Genomic DNA, 18,186 nt, shown 5'->3' with positions numbered 1-18,186 from the left:
ATGAATTTCAAAATAATATCATTTGTTTCAGGATTACTTTTTCTGGTTTTTGCTTCTTTTTTTAAAGCTCAGGAACCATTTAAAAACTTTGAGAAAGAAAAAACCTATATCCAGACCAGCCATGTTTTTTATAAGCCAGGCGAAGAAATGTATTTTAAAATCTACACGGTACAGGGAGAAAACAACCTCCCTGCGAACCAGAGTAAGACCGTAAATTTTGAGCTTGTGGATCCCGGCGGAAGCGTGGTAAAAAAAGCTAAATACGAAATCATAAACGGATATTCTGAAGGATACTTTTATTTCAACAGCGATATGAAAGGCGGAATTTACAAACTGCGCGCCTTTACCAACTGGATGCAGAACGAAGACGAGAAAAATGTTTTTGAAAAAGAAATTACCCTCCAGAAAATCGTATCTCCAAGGATTCTTATGAAGCTTGAATTTCCTAAAAAAGGTTATGGAGCAGGAGATGAGGGATTTGCAGATTTTTCAATGAGAAGCCTTAGTAATTTACCAATTCCTTTTTATGAAGGAAATTTTACAGTACAACATCACGGAGAAACCATTTCTGAAGGAAAATTTATCACAGACAAAGAAGGAAAAAACCAACTGAAATTTAAGCTTCCCACAGTGCTGAAATCTTCTGATGCTCTGCTGAATATTAAAATAAATTTCGACGGATTTACAGAATCCATTTCCCGAAATATCCCGATTGTCCTGAATAATCTTGATGTACAGTTTATGCCGGAAGGCGGAACTCTTATCAACGGAATTGAACAGAATATAGCTTATAAAATTCTGGATGAATACGGAAAACCGGTTGATGCCACGTTAGAAATTTTCAACCGGAATCATCAGAAGGTTGCAGAAACCTCAGCGTATCATTTCGGGATGGGAAATTTTTATTTTACACCTGAAAGAGCTGAAAGCTATTACGCAAAAGTTCTTAAACCCGGAAATATTTCCACAGTGTATCAATTTCCTGCAGCAAAAGACGGAGGCGTTGTACTTAACCTGAAAAAAGAAAACCGGAAAATCTATTTTAAAATCATTTCAACCGAAGAAAAAACACTTACCATTAAAGGAAGCTTTCGCGGAAAAGAAATGTATCACAGAATAATCCCGGTAAAAAACGGAGCCGCTCAACTGGAAATTCCTGAAAATGAGCTTCCTGCCGGAATTTGCAGATTTACGGTTTTTGAAGACAATGTTCCGTTGGCAGAACGTATTGTTTTTGCGAATGAAAACAGGCAGATGACTGTAAAAGTAAAACCTGTAAAACAAAACTACCTCCCGCGGGAGAAAGTTGTTCTCAATATCGAAACTACAGACGAAAATAATAATCCGGTTCCGGCAAATGTAGCGCTGAGTGTTGTCGATGATAAATTATGGACGTACGCAGACGACAAGCAAAACCATATCATTTCCTGGCTGCTCCTTGATTCTGAATTGAAAGGGAAAATTGAAAGACCCCAGTTTTATTTCGATAAAAAAGAAGAGAAAAGATGTAAAAGCCTTGATCTGGTAATGCTTACCAACGGCTACAGATATTTTGAAATGACTCCCGAAGTTCTTCAGAAGAAGAAATACAAGTATCTTCCGGAAAAGAAAAATCCGGTGTACGGAATTGTAGAAGATGAAAATGGAAAGCCCGTAAAAGCTGATGTATTCCTCGTAAGAGACAGCATAATCCTGAAACAGACAACTTCTGAAGACGGTTTATTTTACTTTTATGATTTAAGCAAAAAATATCCCCTCAAACTGATTGCAAAATCTCACCAGCCGAAACAGCAGGTTAAAATCCGTATCTTATCTTATAAACTACCTGTAAACCCTTTAGGCAAAAAAACAATAAATAATATAGACATTGAAGAAATTGTAAAGGAAACTTTAAAAGAAGAGAAAAAGGTATCTGATGATGAAGCAAAAAAATCAACATATTCCATTGAAAACAAACAGAATACTTCGGTATTAAACAAAAAAGGCATAAGCGATACAATAAAATCTCAAGAAATTGAAGAAGTTATTGTTCTGGGTTATTCGCAGACCCTTACAAAAAAATATAGTACTGTTGCATCTAATGTAGTTGAAAACAATGAATTTGGCACCCCTGAGTTATCTTCTATATTGTCCGGAAAAGCCGCAGGAATTGTAGTTTCACCTTCAGGTCAACCGGGAGGCTACATCAATGTGCAGATCAGAGGAAATACTTCTTTAGCCAATAAAACGCCTTTGTATATTGTTGACGGTGTCCCTGTAGAAAATTTTAAGACAACGATTAACCCGAATGATATTAATAGTCTAACTGTTTTAAAAGATGCAGCCGCAACATCCATTTACGGAAACAGAGGCGCAAATGGCGTCGTGATCATCAATTCTTATAAAAATAATCGTTCTAAAATTAAATTTGATATTACACCCAGATCCTATTACGCATTATTGAATATACCGCGTGACAGCCTTGTTTCGTATGAATATTCCAGGCGTTTTTCTTACCCGGTCTATACAACTGCCAACACAGCATATCGGTATGATTATCGCGAAACACTTTACTGGAATCCCGTTGTGGAGACAGGAAAAGACGGAAAAGCACAGGTGGAATTTTATAATTCTGATGCCAATTCTGCTTTCAGGATTATAACGGAAGGAATCTCTTCTTCCGGGCAAATCGGGCGGGATGAAACAACGTATGCCGCACAAAGTCTTATTTCCATTGATGCCAAATTACCTCAATATGTAACAAGAACAGATGAGATGATTATTCCTGTCGTCGTTAAAAACAATTCGCCGGAAACCAGGAAAATGGTCATGGATGTTATTGTTCCGAATCGTGTCAGCCTTGTGGAATCCGATAGTGCGATTACGTTAAAACCTCTAGAATCCGGAAAATTGTTTGTGAAAATCCGTACAAATGAAGTAATTGCCTCAAACATACAATTTACCATCAGATCCGGAGATTTCAGGGAAACGATGATTCTGCCTTTTAAAGTGGAAGAAAAAGGCTTTCCGTATCATCATTCAATAATCAATAATAAAACTGAAAGCATCAGCATCAATATTCCGGATTATATTGACGGCAGTTTCTACTCTTCATATTATGTGTACGAAAATACTGCTTTGCAGATGTTTGAAGATATTGAACGTTTAAAAAGAGAACCTCACGGATGTTTTGAACAGCTTTCATCAACCGTTTATCCCAATACTTTTATCCTGGATTATTTAAAACTCAGTAAAAAAATCACTCCTGAAACGGAAGTTCAGGTGATCAGGAATCTCAAAAAAGGATTTCAGAAAATGCTGAGCTACAGAAATCGGGATGGCGGATTTTCTTATTTCGGGTCTTCGGAATCGGATGTTTCTCTTTCTGCTTTTGCATTGCTTGAATTTAAAGATTTAAAAAAATACATAAACATTGAACCTAAAATCATTCAGGATCTTACCGCATTTATCCTATCAAAAAAGAACCAAAACGGAATTTTTGAAGTAAGAAGAGATTATGAAAAAAATGAAGCTTTTTCAGATTTTGCATGGTCTAGAAATATGTATGTTTTATATGCATTATCAAAAACCGGAATCCGCAACCTTGATGAAGCCTACGAGATAAGCCTGAAACGGGCAGTGGCAAAAAAAGATTCTTACCAGCTGGCTTTGATGGCCAATATTGCAGCCAATTTGGGCAAAAACAATGAATATCAGAAACTCATTGAAATTCTTAATAAGCAGTTTAATGAAAGAAATATAAAAACAAAGATCACCTTCACAGGCTCCGGTGGGTTTTCAGCGAATTCTGAAACAATGGCGCTTTATCTCACGGCTTTGCAGAAAGATAGAAAGGTGAATATGCTAAAAATAGCGGAAATAGCGGATGAACTGATTAATTTGAATGGTTATTATGGTTTTGGATCAACCCAGGCTACAACACTGGCACTGGAAGCTTTATCATCATTCTTTACTGAAAACGAAAAGCTGTACGGAACAGAAAAGCCATTCATAACAATTAACAACGCAGAAATTAAAGCCAATAATTCTGTGGCTTCTGCTTATAAAACCGGAGGCAATACTCTTAACATCAATTACCCGTCCGGAAAAGGCCTTCCTTATAAACTGGATTATGGATTTTACACGTTAAAAGCTCCGCAAAACGCAGATATTCCGGTAACAATGACAACATCATTAAGTTCTGAGAAGGCAAAAACAGGAGATACGAACAGAATGACCGTAAAGGTTTCTAATAAAGTGAATAATAAACTTCCGATGGTTACCGCAAAAATCGGAATTCCGGCAGGATTAACTTTGCAAAATGCTTTGTTAAAAGACTTACTGGATAAAAAACAATTTTCTTACTATGAGATTTTTGATAATTATCTCGTTTTATATTGGGAACATTTCAATGCCAACGAAACGAAAACAATTAACCTTGATCTGAAAGTAGAATTTGCCGGAGAATATACCGGGAAAGCCGGCAACGTATACCTCTATTATATGCCTGAAAAAAAATTCTGGAACGAAGGAATAAATGTTAAAATTCAACCCTGATGTAAAAAATATTTCCTTTCAGCTGAAACTTTTCCGAAAATCTGCATCCTTGAATATAGAATAAAAGAAGAGTGATAAATTAATAGATATGAAAAAATTAGGAACAACAATACTGGTTTTAGGATTATTGATGGCGTGTAAAACCAAAACGGTGGCAGATGAACAAAAAGAGACTAAAAAATTAAGCATTAAAAAAGACAAAGATCAGGACGGTGTAAAAAACAGACGTGACAAATGTCCTGAAATATCCGGACCGGTTGAAAACAAAGGCTGTCCGTGGCCGGATTTTGATGGAGACGGCGTTCCCGATAAAGACGATCAGTGCAAAGATGTTCGTGGACCAGCTCAAAATAATGGTTGTCCTTTTCCTGATACCGACGGAGACGGAATTATTGATAAAGACGATGCCTGTCCTACAGTTGCCGGACCGGCAGAAAACAACGGCTGTCCGTGGCCGGATACAGATGGTGACGGTATTCTCGATAAAGACGATGCCTGTCCCACTGTTCCCGGAATGCCGGAATATAATGGCTGCCCAAAACCGAAAGCAATGGTGGCTATGGAAGTTGAATCTTCATTCAGACCTAACTTGGGAAAAGTATATGACAATGAGTTTGATAAAAAAACAGTAAAAAAAGTTTCAAAAAATTATATTGATTATAACGATGAAGAATACAACGCTTTGGTTGAAAATCCTTTTGAATTAACAAAAAATCAGCCGCTTTCGACTTTTTCCATTGATACGGATAATGCTTCGTATTCCAATGTAAGAAGAATGATAGAATATGGCAGAGTCGATAAAAATGCAGTGAGAGTGGAGGAGATGATTAATTATTTTAAATATGATTATCCTCAGCCTAAAAATAACCAGTCTTTTTCTATCAGTACGGAAATTGGGAAAAGTCCGTGGAATCCTAATCATCAGTTGCTTAAAATAGGACTGAAAGGAAAAAACATCCCGATGAATAATCTTCCCCCGTCCAATATGGTTTTCCTGGTTGACACTTCTGGTTCTATGGCCTATGAAAACAAACTGCCGCTGCTAAAATCTTCATTAAAGATATTGCTGGATCAGTTGAGACCGGTAGACAAAGTGGCAATCGTGGTGTATGCCGGAAGTGCAGGTGTTGTATTGCCTTCTACTTCAGTGGCAGAGAAAAGAAAAATTACAGAGGCCTTGGAAAGACTTCAAGCAGGAGGCAGTACGGCAGGCGGCGCAGGAATTGAGCTTGCTTATAAACTGGCGCAGAAAAGCTTTATAAAAGGTGGAAACAATCGCGTGATCTTGGCAACAGACGGAGATTTTAATGTGGGTGTTTCTTCGGAAGCAGATCTTGAGAGACTGATTGAAGAAAAAAGAAAATCCGGAGTTTTCCTTACCTGTCTGGGATATGGGATGGGAAATTATAAAGACAACAAAATGGAAACGCTTGCAGATAAAGGAAATGGAAACTATGCCTATATCGATAATCTTCAGGAAGCCAATAAGTTTCTGGGAAGAGAATTTGCCGGAAACATCTATACCATTGCTAAAGATGTAAAAATTCAGATTGAATTTAATCCTAAATACGTTCAATCCTACAGATTGATAGGATATGAAAACAGAAAACTGAGAAATGAAGATTTTGCAAACGATAAAATTGATGCGGGAGAATTAGGAAGTGGACATACCGTAACGGCATTGTATGAAATAATTCCTGCTAATGTCAATTCTAAATTTTTACCAAAACAAAATAAGCTTAAATATAGCTCGACTTCAGGCAGCCAAAAGTTTGAAGACGAATTAGGGACCGTAAAATTCAGATACAAAAAACCTCATGGATCGAAAAGTTCTGAAATTGTTCACACCATAAATAATGCTAAATCCCAGGCCGAAAGTAAAGACTTTAAATTTGCTTCATCGGTTGCCTGGTTCGGATTGGTCTTAAGAGATTCTCAATTTATTACCGGAAAAGATTTAGAAGCAATTGAAAAATTGGCAAAGGATAGTAAGGGTGAAGACAGAGATGGAGACAGAAAAGGATTTGTGGATTTGATTAAAGAATACAAACAAATTAATAAGTAAATTAAAATTAGATTCAAACAGGCACTCTCACAAGGAATGTCTGTTTTTTTTAAAAATTAATTTTCAAAAATTATTGAAAATTCAAAAAATATAATTACATTTGTAAAAGAAATGAATTAAGATGAAACTTTCAGAAGCAAAAGAAAAATACATTCAGACCTGGGGAACGTTTGCTACCAACTGGGGAATCAACCGTACCATGGCTCAGGTTCATGCATTGCTTTTGGCAACCGGAAAACCGCTCTCTACCGATGAGGTGATGGAGCAGCTTGAAATTTCAAGAGGAAATGCCAATATGAATCTCCGCGCTTTAATGGACTGGGGAATTGTTAGAAAGGAATTTATAAAAGGAGACCGTAAAGAATATTTTGTTGCCGAAAAAGATGTTTGGTTTTTGTTTAAACAGATTACGAAAGAAAGAAGAAAAAGAGAGATTGAACCGGTCATTTCATTCCTGGAAGAACTGAAAAATATAGAAGATAAAGATTCTGAAGAAGCAAAAGAATTCATTAGATTAATGGAAGATTTCAGTTCCGTAACAGGAAAGATCAACAATATCATGGATCTTGCCATAAAAAGTGATGATCACTGGCTGGTTGGGAAAATCACAAATTTGTTGAAATGAAAAACAGGTCATTCTGAACGCTGCAACACGGTATGAAGAATTTAAAAAGAATAAGATAAAAAAGGAACAGATCCTTTTTTATTTCAAATAAACTTTCAAAAATTATTGAAAATATAATAACATTAAAAATAAATCATGAAACTTAAAATTTTAAAAGCAGAAACGATATTCCAGACATTGGTGAGCTTTGCTGGTCTTATATATATCTTTGTCGACTATGACCAAGCTATTGCCAAATTTTTCATCGTACTTTTCTTTGTTGGTGTGTCAAATATATTAGGTTTTTTGTTAAGAGTTTTGATTAGTAAAAGTAAATTTCATCAATATTATTTCTTCGGTGTTATTTTATTTTTCGTTATTATTTATTTTACAGCCGTATTTTCTTTAGATTCCAATAGGGATTTGATATTTTACTTCATGGGCATCGGAGGAGTACTTTTCAATATGTATTATATTGCCTACGGATTTCATTTGATTGAATCTTATCAACCAAACATTACAGATTAATTTTTTGACTTTTTGTTTCAATATTTATTGAAAATATAAAAACTACAAGATGTTTAATATTATCTCATACCTGATTTTTCTCGCAGCCGCATCATATATTACCGTTGATGTCGGAAGAAGATGTTATCACGAAGGAAAACTCTACCTGGAATACCTCATCCATGACAAAAATCTTTGCCTTACGATCAACCGGATACTTCTAGGCTGTTATTATCTGATTAACCTGGGATATATTGCCATCAGTCTTACAACCTGGGACAAGATTACTTCCCCTGAACAGGTACTTGCAGTAACAGCAATACGCATCGGGAATATCATGCTGATTCTTTGTGTATTGCATTACATCAACATTTTTACACTGTATCTTTTAAGAAAAAATTTAACCATAAAATAAACAATTATGACAGCAACAAGCCTCACCACAGCAACGTACAATTTTTCAGCGTATATGATCTATTTGCCTATTGTCATCGCGCTCACTGTTTTTGTTTCACAATTTCTGTTCAAAAATTCAAAAATTTTTATGATCGATATTTTTCACCAGAAAGAAGATATTGCGATGGCCACAAACTCTCTTTTTAAAATCGGATTTTATCTTCTGAATGTTGGTTTTGCCTTATGCATCATCGAGTTTTACAGAATAGAAACAGTGGAAAGTCTTGTGGTAAATATGAGCGAAAAGATCGGTAAATTTTCTATTTACCTCGGAATCATGATGCTTCTGAACCTTCTTCTTTTCCTGAAAGGCCGTAAACACGCTATGAACAAACATAAAATCACTAAAAATGAAAACATTCATCTTTAAAATCTGGATGTATTTTACATTCAAAGTACAAAACAAAAGAACAAGAGGAGACTTTTTAAACCTTTAAATTAATACCCATGAAAACTTTAATTAGCTACGATCCCAGAATTCAGCAAACGTTATTTATCCTGTTTCTTACCACTATTCTTGCAATAGCTGTGACACAAAAGGATTTTTTATACATCAGCATCTTTGTAGAATTCTTTCTCATTGCTTTTGTTCAGTATTCTTTAAATATAATTAAGTTTTTGTCTAAAGAATACCCAAAAACAGATTCCAGGAAAGTGTATATTTTTGTTTCAACGTATATTGTAATCACTTTTTTGCTGTTCATTGTATTTAATTTGATTAAAATTGAAGTTGATTTTAGTTTTTTTGAATGGATTCCCATCTCTTGGATCATACTATCGCCTGTTCTTATGATTCAGTCTCTTGTGATCAGTTTTTATGATAAAGAAGATAATAAAACAATAGATCATGCCTGAAATTCAATTAACAACCGTAATAAAAGCCGATATCCAAACCGTTTTCGATTTATCAAGAGATATTGATTTTCATCAGAAGTCAGTTCCTGGAACAGGCGAAAAAGCAATTGCAGGACGAACTTCCGGACTCATCGAAGAAGGCGAAACGGTTACCTGGAGAGCAAAGCATCTGGGAATTTATCAGACATTAACGGTTAAAATTACAAGTATGGAAAAGCCTTTTTATTTCACAGACATCATGCAAAAAGGAGCCTTTAAATCCATGGAACATCAGCATATTTTTAGACAGCAGGCCGAAAATACAGTTATGACCGATATTTTCGAGTTTCACTCTCCCTACGGTATTATCGGGAAGATCTTTAATGAAATTTTTCTTAAAAGCTATATGAAAAGATTTCTTTTGAAACACAACGAACAGATAAAGATTGCTGCAGAATACAGAATACAGAAAGAAGATCGGCGCGAGCGAAGCGAGCGTCAAAACAGTCAGTATTAGAAAAATTATAATGAGTAATCCATAAGTAATATTTAGAAAATAGTAGATTTTTTAATGTGTTCTAAAATATTTTCAAGCATTACAATAAACTTAGGTGACTCATGTGTCAAGAAACTCTTGAGCTTTCAAATTAAACTTAGCATTATCTCAACCTCAACCTCAACCTTACCTTAACCTTAACCTTAACCTTAACCTTAACCTCAATCCATAAAAACAATGAACTTCCTAAAAGCCGAATGGCGAAAATTAGCCATCATCAATTACGAAATCAGCCCCGAAATTCTCATACCTATCTTCCAAAAGGAACCGAACTCGATTTTTATCAGGGAAAATGTTATATCAGCCTTGTTGGATTTATGTTTCTCAATACAAAGTTATTAGGGCTTCCAATCCCTTTTCATCAAAATTTTGAAGAGGTTAACCTAAGATTTTATGTCAGGAAAAAAGAAGGAACAGAATGGAAAAGAGGAGTTGTTTTCATCAAAGAAATCGTTCCGAAACCGGCCTTAAGTTTTATTGCCAATTTGGTGTACAAAGAAAATTACAATACCAGACCGATGAAGAATCTGATTCATCAAAAAGACGAAGAATTGCTGATAAAATATTCATGGAAGGATAAATCTTGGCACTCCATCAAAATTTCTGCAGAAAGTGAGGCTCTGAAAATGGAATCCGATTCCGAATTCGAGTTTATTACCGAGCATTATTTCGGTTTTACTAAAAAGGCAGATAAAACTTCGGAATATGAAGTCTGCCACCCAAAATGGGACTATTATCAGGTAAAAAATTATCGGCTTAACATAGACTTTAAAGCCAGTTATGGAAGACATTTCGAATGTTTAAATCATGAAAAACCAATTTCTGTAATGCTTGCAGAAGGCTCTGAAATTGAAGTCAAAACAAAAAAATATTTAGTGTAAAAACTCATGATAGGAGCCCCCATTGATTTAGGTTTTGTTATTTTCTTACTCATAGTTTCATCAATTGTTTTTCCAATAGCTTCTTTGGTTATTATAAATATGATTTTTGAAAAAATTAAAATAAAACTACTATTCAGATATATTTTAAATCTATTTTTTATCTCGGCCTTTCTACTATTTCAACAAAATATTATAAAAATTTTTCCACTTTATTTTATTACAATTTTAATTATAGAATGCATCATTACGGTATTATTAATAATTTATATAACAATAAAGGTCGTCAAAATCTGGCGTAATTAAGGCAGAGCCACGAAGTGGCGATATATAAAAAAGTAGGATGAAGTCCTATTAAACAAAGTAAACCAATCAACCTCAATCTCAACAAATGAAAATAATCATCGCTGCCGGAACCGGATTTCTCGGCAAAAACCTCAAAAATTATTTTACTGAAAAAGGACATCAGGTGTATGTTTTAACGCGTAATCCAAAGCATAAAAATGAAATCTGCTGGGATGCAAAAACGTTGGGCGAATGGAAAAGTATCCTTGAAAATGCCGATATTATTATCAACCTTGCCGGAAAATCTGTCGATTGCCGTTATACAGACAAAAACAAAAAGGAAATATTTTCATCCAGAATAGAAAGTACAAAAGTTCTTCAGCAGGCAGTTAATGAATGTATCAATAAGCCTAAAGTTTGGTTAAATGCAAGTTCGGCAACAATTTATATTCATTCAGAAACACATTTAAATACAGAGGAAAACGGGGTAATCGGTGATGATTTCTCCATGAATATCTGCAAAAGTTGGGAAAGCGAATTTTTTAAAGTAAAAACTGAAAATGTGCGAAAAATTGCTTTACGAACTTCCATTGTGTTAGGAAATAATGGCGGCGCTTTTCCTAAATTAAAAATGCTCACAAAACTCGGGTTGGGAGGAAAACAGGGAAGAGGCAACCAGAACATAAGCTGGATTCATATTCAGGATTTTTGCAGGGCGGTAGAATTCATCATTGCTCAGGAAAATATCTCCGAGGAAATTAATATAACCGCTCCAAATCCTTTGTCAAACCAGGAATTCATGAAGAAATTAAGAAAAGAAATGAAAATACCTTTCGGATTGAATGCGCCAATCTGGCAACTGGAAATAGCGTCACTATTTCTAAAGACAGAAACCGAATTATTACTGAAAAGCCGAAATATTTATCCAGAAAAATTAATCAAAAGCGGATTTGAATTTTCATATCCAACAGTAGAATCTGCTTTTAAAAATTTAATGCAATCTGAATGATCATGAAAAGCATATTGTAATTTCAAAAACCGGTCTCGCAAAGATTCATAATATCTAAATAATCTTTGATTTCAACTGATGTGTTCTAAAATATTTCAAAAATCTAAATAGGTTATGTATCAAGAAAACTTTTGCGCCTTTTGTAGTTAAACACTAATTTAGCAAAAACGAAACTGCATGTTCATCAGGCTAAAAACTAAAACCGTATTTCTCTCCGCTTTATTTATCTCATCTGTATTTTTTTCACAGGCACACAATGTTTCAGAAGGGTATCAGAAACCGGATGATCCTTTGGTTGTTCAGAATCTTGAAAACTGGCAGGATCTTAAATTCGGATTGTTCATGCACTGGGGAACATACAGCCAATGGGGAATTGTCGAAAGCTGGAGCCTCTGCCCGGAAGATGAATCCTGGACCCAAAGAAAACCCGAACATGGAAAGTCATACTATGAATATGTAAAAAACTACGAAAACCTCCAGACAACTTTCAATCCGGTACAGTTTAATCCGCAAAAATGGGCGGATGCTGTAAAAAAAGCAGGAATGAAATATGTAGTATTCACCACCAAACATCATGATGGTTTCGCCATGTTTGACACACAACAATCTGATTATAAAATAACCTCTCCGAAAACGCCTTTTTCTAAAAATCCAAAAGCAGATGTTACGAAAGAGATTTTTAATACGTTCCGGAAAGAAGGATTTAAGATCGGGGCCTATTTTTCAAAACCCGACTGGCATTCTGACGATTACTGGTGGTCCTACTTTCCGCCAAAAGACAGGAATGTAAATTATGATCCTAAAAAATATCCCGAAAAATGGGAAAGCTTCAAAACGTTTACTTTCAATCAGCTCAATGAAATCACCTCCAAATATGGAAAAATAGACATTCTCTGGCTGGACGGCGGCTGGGTGCGCCCGTTTTATACCATCGATCCTAATGTTGAATGGCAGCGAACCATCAAAGTCGAACAGGATATCGATATGGATAAAATCGGAACGATGGCCCGAAAAAATCAGCCTGGAATCATCATCGTAGACCGTACTGTTCCCGGAAAGTGGGAAAATTACATAACACCGGAGCAGGCCGTTCCGGAAAAACCGCTCTCTGTTCCGTGGGAAAGCTGCATCACGATGGGAGATTCATTTTCATATGTCCCAAATGATAACTATAAATCTTCGCAGAAAATTATCGAAACATTGGTAAAAATCATTTCACGAGGTGGAAATTACCTGATGAATATTGCTCCGGGACCAAACGGAGATTATGATGCCATTGTTTACGAAAGGCTGAAAGAAATTTCGGACTGGATGGATCAAAACCAATCGGCTGTTTTTGCAACCAGAAGTGTAGCTCCCTACCACGACGGTAACTTTTACTACACCCAAAGCAAAGACGGAAAAACAGTGAATATTTTTCACCTGGACGAAAAAACAAATTATAAATCTCCATCAACATTAAATTTTACCATTCCGGAGAATTTTAAACCAAAATCACTAAAAGTTTTAGGATTAAAAAATAAAATTCAATGGAAACAATCAGGAAATGTAATTAAAGTTGATTTGCCGGAAGAAAGAAATCAATTGAAATATTCAACCGTAATTCAAATTAGACAATAGTTCAAATTGTAGACTATTTGATATCAAAATGACATAGGAAATCGGAGCGTTAAGAAAATGAAATATGTGAGCGTTAAGAAAGTTCTACTGTTTGAGCGCGTTAACAATATTGAACCGAAGAACAAATATTAAATTCGCACGAGTTTTAGAATTTTTAGAGAACAGATTTTATTTTTAGCGAAGAGTTCCAAGTCTTGAACTTTTGGTCCTTTTGAAGACAAAAGAATTTATTTAAACTAAATTATTTTCGTGATGCGTTGTAAACTTCGTTTTAAAATCATAGCAATTTCATTATTGAATTATGCGTTTATCTCAGCTCAAAAACCATTATACAAAGATCCAAAACAACCTGTTGAAGCGAGGGTTCAGGATTTATTAAAAAGAATGACTCCTGAAGAAAAATTCTGGCAGTGCTTCATGATTCCGGGAGATTTGGATAATGTTCCGAAAGGCCAGTATGCGCACGGAATTTTCGGGCTGCAGGTAAGCGCAGGAAATCAGGGAGGCGGAGCGGCAGGGCAGCTGTTAACCTATAATGCCAATGAAGATGCGGAAAAATTGGCCAGGAAAATCAATACTATCCAGAAATATTTTGTTGAAGAATCCCGGTTAGGAATTCCAATCATCCCTTTTGATGAGGCATTGCACGGATTAATGCGGGAAGGCGCAACGGCTTTTCCACAAGCCATCGGACTGGCGGCAACGTTTAATCCTGACCTGATGAAGGAAGTTTCTACAGCCATTGCCAAAGAATCGAAATTAAGAGGAATCCGTCAGATTTTAACACCGGTTGTCAATTTGGCAAGTGATGTTCGCTGGGGCAGAACCGAAGAGACCTATGGTGAAGATCCTTTTCTGACTTCTGTAATGGGCGTAAGCTTCGTCAGTTCTTTTGAAAATCAGGGAATTATTACCACTCCGAAACATTTTTTAGCAAATGTAGGAGAAGGCGGCCGGGATTCTTACCCGATTCACTGGAGCAGAAGATATCTGGAAGAAACGCATCTCATACCATTTGAAAAAGCCTTTCAACAGGGAAAAAGCCGTTCGGTAATGACGTCTTATAATCTGCTGGATGGAAGGCCCTCGACTGCCAATCACTGGTTGTTGACGGAAAAATTAAAAAATGAATGGGATTTTAAAGGATTTGTGATCAGTGATGCAAGTGCAGTAGGTGGTGCCAATGTGCTTCATTTTACAGCAAAAGATTATGATGATGCTTCTGCACAGGCGATGAATGCAGGATTGGATGTTATTTTCCAGACGGAGTATAAACATTATAAATTATTTATTCCACCCTTTCTGGACGGAAGAATTTCTCAGCAAAGAATTGATGATGCGGTAACAAGGGTTTTACGGGCAAAATTTGAATTAGGATTGTTCGAAAATCCTTATGTTTCGGATAAACAAATTCAGGAATTAAAGAAAATCAACCATAAAGCTTTAGCCGAAAAGGCAGCCGCTGAATCTTTTGTACTTCTTCAAAATATCAATAAGACACTTCCTGTTCCGGAAACGATGAAAAAGATTCTGGTTGTGGGGACTGATGCGGTGGATGCAAGATTAGGCGGGTATTCAGGACCGGGAAATAAGAAAGTGAACATTCTAGAAGGGATTAAAGATGTTGTTAAAAATAAAAATATTAAAATCACGTATTCGAAAGGAATCGACTGGAATCTGAAAAAGCTGGTTGCTGTTCCGGCTGAATTTTTATTTTCCGGAAATCAAAAAGGGTTAAAAGGAATCTATTTTTCCAATTCTGATTTAAAAGGAAATCCTGCTTTTGAAAGACAGGACGAACAATTAAATTTCAAATGGACCTTGTATTCCCCAAATCCTGAAGTACTGCAACCCGACAATTACAGTATCCGCTGGACGGGGGAACTGCAAGCTCCGGCAACAGGCAAATATCAGCTGGGACTTCGCGGAAATGATGGGTTCAGACTGTTTTTGAATGGAAAGTTAGTGATCGACCATTGGGAAAAACTGAGTTATTCATCCAAAACGGTTGATATGGATTTTAAGAAAGGCGAAAAATACGATCTTACTGTAGAATTTCATGAAAACAGAGGTGAAGCTAATATTGAACTTATCTGGAATTACGGATTGCCGGATTATAAGAAAGACTTTACTAATGCTTTACAGCTCGCTGGGGACGCAGATTATATCATCGTAACCGCAGGAATTCACGAAGGTGAGTTTCAGGATCGTTCTTCACTGGCACTTCCCGGAAATCAGGAACAATTTATTGATGAAGTTTCAAAACTAAAAAAGCCTGTAGCAGTAGTACTTGTAGGCGGATCTGCAATAAAAACTACGGATTGGAAAGATAAAGTAGGTGCCATTTTAGATATTTGGTATCCCGGAGAAGAGGGTGGAAGAGCAGTGGCTAAAGTTCTTTTCGGTGAAGAAAATCCATCCGGTAAATTACCTGTTACTTTTCCGATAGAGGAAGGGCAGTTGCCCCTGACGTACAACCATCATCCGACGGGAAGAGGAAACGATTATTATGATCTTAGCGGCGAACCGCTGTATCCATTTGGGTTCGGGTTAAGCTATACTACTTTTGAAATCTCAGATTTAAAGTTAAACCAATTAAAACTTACTGAAAACGAAACGATTATTGCTAAAGTCAGCGTTAAAAATACAGGTTTAAGAGAGGGTAGTGAAGTCGTACAGCTGTATGTAAAAGATTTAATCGCTTCGGTTTCAAGGCCTATTATTGAATTGAAAGGTTTTCAGAAAGTTCATCTGAAACCGGGAGAATCAAAACAGGTAACCATAGAAGTGCCTGTAAAAGATTTACGGTTTTTAGACCAAAATATGAAATGGAAGGTTGAAAAAGGAACGTACAGGATTTTTATAGGCAATTCTTCCAAAAACTTACCTTTGAAGCAGAATGTTGAGGTGGAGTGATTTCCGGATAATTAAAGCCAAAAGTCTGTTGCAGCCATAACACAGGTCGGCACATTTTTAGCAGCAATAGAATCAACTTTACTTAAAAAAAAACCACTATGAATTTAAAGCTGATATTGCAGAAAGCTAATGCCTGTATTACGGCAGGCGACCACGAAGGGTTTTTAGAATTTTGTACAAAGGATACCCGTTGGACTTTTGTTGGAGACCGTACTCTTAACGGAATTGATGAGGTAAAAGCTTATATGGCTGAAGCCTACAAGGAGCCTCCGAAGTTTGAAGTTACATTAATGATTGAAGAAGGCAACTATTTAACCGCAATAGGAACAATCAGTTTACAGAGCGAAAATTCGGAATGGATTTCCTATGAATATTGCGACGTCTGGAGATTTGAAGATGGAAAATTAGCGGAATTGAAGGCTTTTGTAGTCGGGTGAATTTATTTTGTGTAATGATAAATTCTTATAAAGCCGCGAGCTTCACAGATTTCCTAAGGAACACTTTTTGCAAACCAAGTTACAAACCATCACAATTTAATCTATGAAAAAATATCTTTTACCTGCTTTGGCACTGATTGTTTTCAGCTGTAAAGAAAATAAAAATGAAAATACTTCAGCCCGGAAAGAAGTAGTTACAGAAACAGATACGTTAAAATTGCCTGCACCTGACGAGAAAAATTCTAAAAACAAGTTCAGCAATGTAATCGGGTGGCCCAAAGGAAAAACACCTGTTGCACCGGAAGGATTTACGGTTACCCGTTTTGCAGACAATATAAAAAGCCCGAGAAATATGATTCAGGCTGAAAACGGAGATATTTTTGTCGTTCTTTCGAATTCCGAACGTTCTACAACCGAAAAAATAAAAAACGACATCAGCGGTAAAAGCGATGCCGAAGTTGGTGGTAAATCAGCCAACCGAATTATCCTGTACCGCGATGCCAACAAAGACGGCGTTGCTGAATCTTCATCGGTATTTTTGAGCAATCTGAATCAGCCTTACGGAATGCTCATCATAAAAGATAAATTTTACGTCGCCAATACTGATGGACTTTGGGTATATCCTTACAAACTCGGAGATACAAAAATTACCCAGCCTGGAAAAAAGATTGTAAATCTTCCTGCCGGAGGATATAATAACCACTGGACAAGAAATTTAATTGCCAATAAAGATCAGTCTAAAATTTACATCAGTGTCGGTTCCGGCAGTAACGTAGGTGAAAACGGAATGGAAAATGAAATACGAAGAGCTAATATTCTTGAAGTAAATCCGGACGGAAGCGGGGAGAAAATTTTTGCTGCTGGCTTAAGAAATCCTGTAGGCATGAGCTGGAACCCTGTTACCGGTGAGCTTTGGACAGTTGTTAACGAACGCGATGAGCTTGGTGACGAGCTGGTTCCAGATTATCTCACGAGTGTAAAGCACAATGCTTTTTATGGCTGGCCTTACGCCTATTTCGGGAAAAATGAAGACCCGAGGAGAAAAGGTGAAAAGCCTGATCTGGTTGCAAAAACCATTGTTCCTGATGTCCCGCTGGGAAGCCATACCGCATCTTTAGGACTTACTTTTTATACCGGCGGCCAGTTTCCGGAAAAATATAAAAACGGAGCTTTTATAGGCCAGCACGGATCATGGAACAGATCTTCGCTGGTAGGATACCAGGTTGCATTTGTACCTTTTGCGGGCGGAAAAGCTTCAGCTCCATATCAGCCTTTTCTTACAGGATTCATTGCTGATGAAGCAAAAGGAGATGTATACGGAAGACCGGTGGGCGTATTGCAGATTGCCGACGGTTCCTTACTCGTTGCCGATGACGTAAGCGGAATCGTATGGAGAGTTTCATACAATAAAAAGTAATTAGGAAAGCCAATTTAATTGTGGTATGATATATGTAAATATTTGATAAACCAAAATGATATTTGA

At 36.4% G+C, this 18,186-nt stretch carries 14 protein-coding genes; all 14 read left to right on the top strand.

Going from position 1 to position 18,186, the window contains the following annotated elements:
* Nucleotides 1–4,536 carry a TonB-dependent receptor plug domain-containing protein gene (locus tag BUA76_RS07580; RefSeq protein WP_072884200.1) on the top strand — a complete coding sequence of 1,512 codons (4,536 nt, stop codon included), beginning with the start codon at nt 1–3 and terminating at the stop codon, nt 4,534–4,536.
* A gap of 88 nt (nt 4,537–4,624) precedes the next feature.
* Nucleotides 4,625–6,601 carry a vWA domain-containing protein gene (locus BUA76_RS07575; protein ID WP_083573187.1) on the top strand — a complete coding sequence of 659 codons (1,977 nt, stop codon included), beginning with the start codon at nt 4,625–4,627 and terminating at the stop codon, nt 6,599–6,601.
* Nucleotides 6,602–6,722: 121 nt separating this feature from the next.
* Complete coding sequence (locus tag BUA76_RS07570; RefSeq protein WP_072884199.1) at nt 6,723–7,226, top strand: GbsR/MarR family transcriptional regulator; 504 nt, start codon at nt 6,723–6,725, stop codon at nt 7,224–7,226.
* A 135-nt stretch (nt 7,227–7,361) separates the two neighbouring features.
* Entirely contained in the window at nt 7,362–7,733 is a 372-nt protein-coding gene (locus tag BUA76_RS07565; protein WP_072884198.1) for a hypothetical protein, read from the top strand.
* Between the two features lie 49 nt (nt 7,734–7,782).
* Nucleotides 7,783–8,127, top strand: a complete 345-nt coding sequence (locus BUA76_RS07560; RefSeq protein WP_072884197.1) for a hypothetical protein — start codon at nt 7,783–7,785, stop codon at nt 8,125–8,127.
* 6 nt (nt 8,128–8,133) lie between these two features.
* Complete coding sequence (locus BUA76_RS07555; RefSeq protein ID WP_072884196.1) at nt 8,134–8,538, top strand: hypothetical protein; 405 nt, start codon at nt 8,134–8,136, stop codon at nt 8,536–8,538.
* Nucleotides 8,539–8,615: 77 nt separating this feature from the next.
* The gene (locus tag BUA76_RS07550; protein WP_072884195.1) at nt 8,616–9,023 is read left to right on the top strand and encodes a hypothetical protein; all 408 of its coding nucleotides are present in this window, start codon (nt 8,616–8,618) and stop codon (nt 9,021–9,023) included.
* On the top strand, nt 9,016–9,519 hold the full coding sequence (locus BUA76_RS07545) for an SRPBCC family protein (RefSeq protein WP_072884194.1): 504 nt from the start codon (nt 9,016–9,018) through the stop codon (nt 9,517–9,519). The genes BUA76_RS07550 and BUA76_RS07545 overlap by 8 nt, the downstream gene beginning before the upstream one ends.
* A 236-nt stretch (nt 9,520–9,755) precedes the next feature.
* On the top strand, nt 9,756–10,439 hold the full coding sequence (locus BUA76_RS07540; protein WP_317041290.1) for a YqjF family protein: 684 nt from the start codon (nt 9,756–9,758) through the stop codon (nt 10,437–10,439).
* A gap of 388 nt (nt 10,440–10,827) precedes the next feature.
* Nucleotides 10,828–11,730: a TIGR01777 family oxidoreductase gene (locus BUA76_RS07530; protein WP_072884192.1), complete on the top strand. Its 903-nt coding sequence runs from the start codon at nt 10,828–10,830 to the stop codon at nt 11,728–11,730.
* 177 nt (nt 11,731–11,907) lie between these two features.
* Entirely contained in the window at nt 11,908–13,350 is a 1,443-nt protein-coding gene (locus BUA76_RS07525; RefSeq protein WP_072884191.1) for an alpha-L-fucosidase, read from the top strand.
* A 252-nt stretch (nt 13,351–13,602) separates the two neighbouring features.
* Complete coding sequence (locus BUA76_RS07520; protein ID WP_072884190.1) at nt 13,603–16,266, top strand: glycoside hydrolase family 3 N-terminal domain-containing protein; 2,664 nt, start codon at nt 13,603–13,605, stop codon at nt 16,264–16,266.
* A 98-nt stretch (nt 16,267–16,364) separates the two neighbouring features.
* Nucleotides 16,365–16,703, top strand: coding sequence for a nuclear transport factor 2 family protein (locus BUA76_RS07515; RefSeq protein WP_072884189.1), 339 nt, complete (start codon nt 16,365–16,367; stop codon nt 16,701–16,703).
* A 103-nt stretch (nt 16,704–16,806) separates the two neighbouring features.
* Nucleotides 16,807–18,120 carry a PQQ-dependent sugar dehydrogenase gene (locus BUA76_RS07510; protein ID WP_072884188.1) on the top strand — a complete coding sequence of 438 codons (1,314 nt, stop codon included), beginning with the start codon at nt 16,807–16,809 and terminating at the stop codon, nt 18,118–18,120.
* Nucleotides 18,121–18,186 lie beyond the last annotated feature (66 nt).

This window comes from Chryseobacterium takakiae, from assembly GCF_900129385.1.
Taxonomy (GTDB): Bacteria; Bacteroidota; Bacteroidia; order Flavobacteriales; family Weeksellaceae; genus Chryseobacterium; species Chryseobacterium takakiae.
The sequence above is the reverse complement of the archived record's forward strand: the minus strand, read 5'-3'. Positions and strand labels throughout refer to the sequence as shown.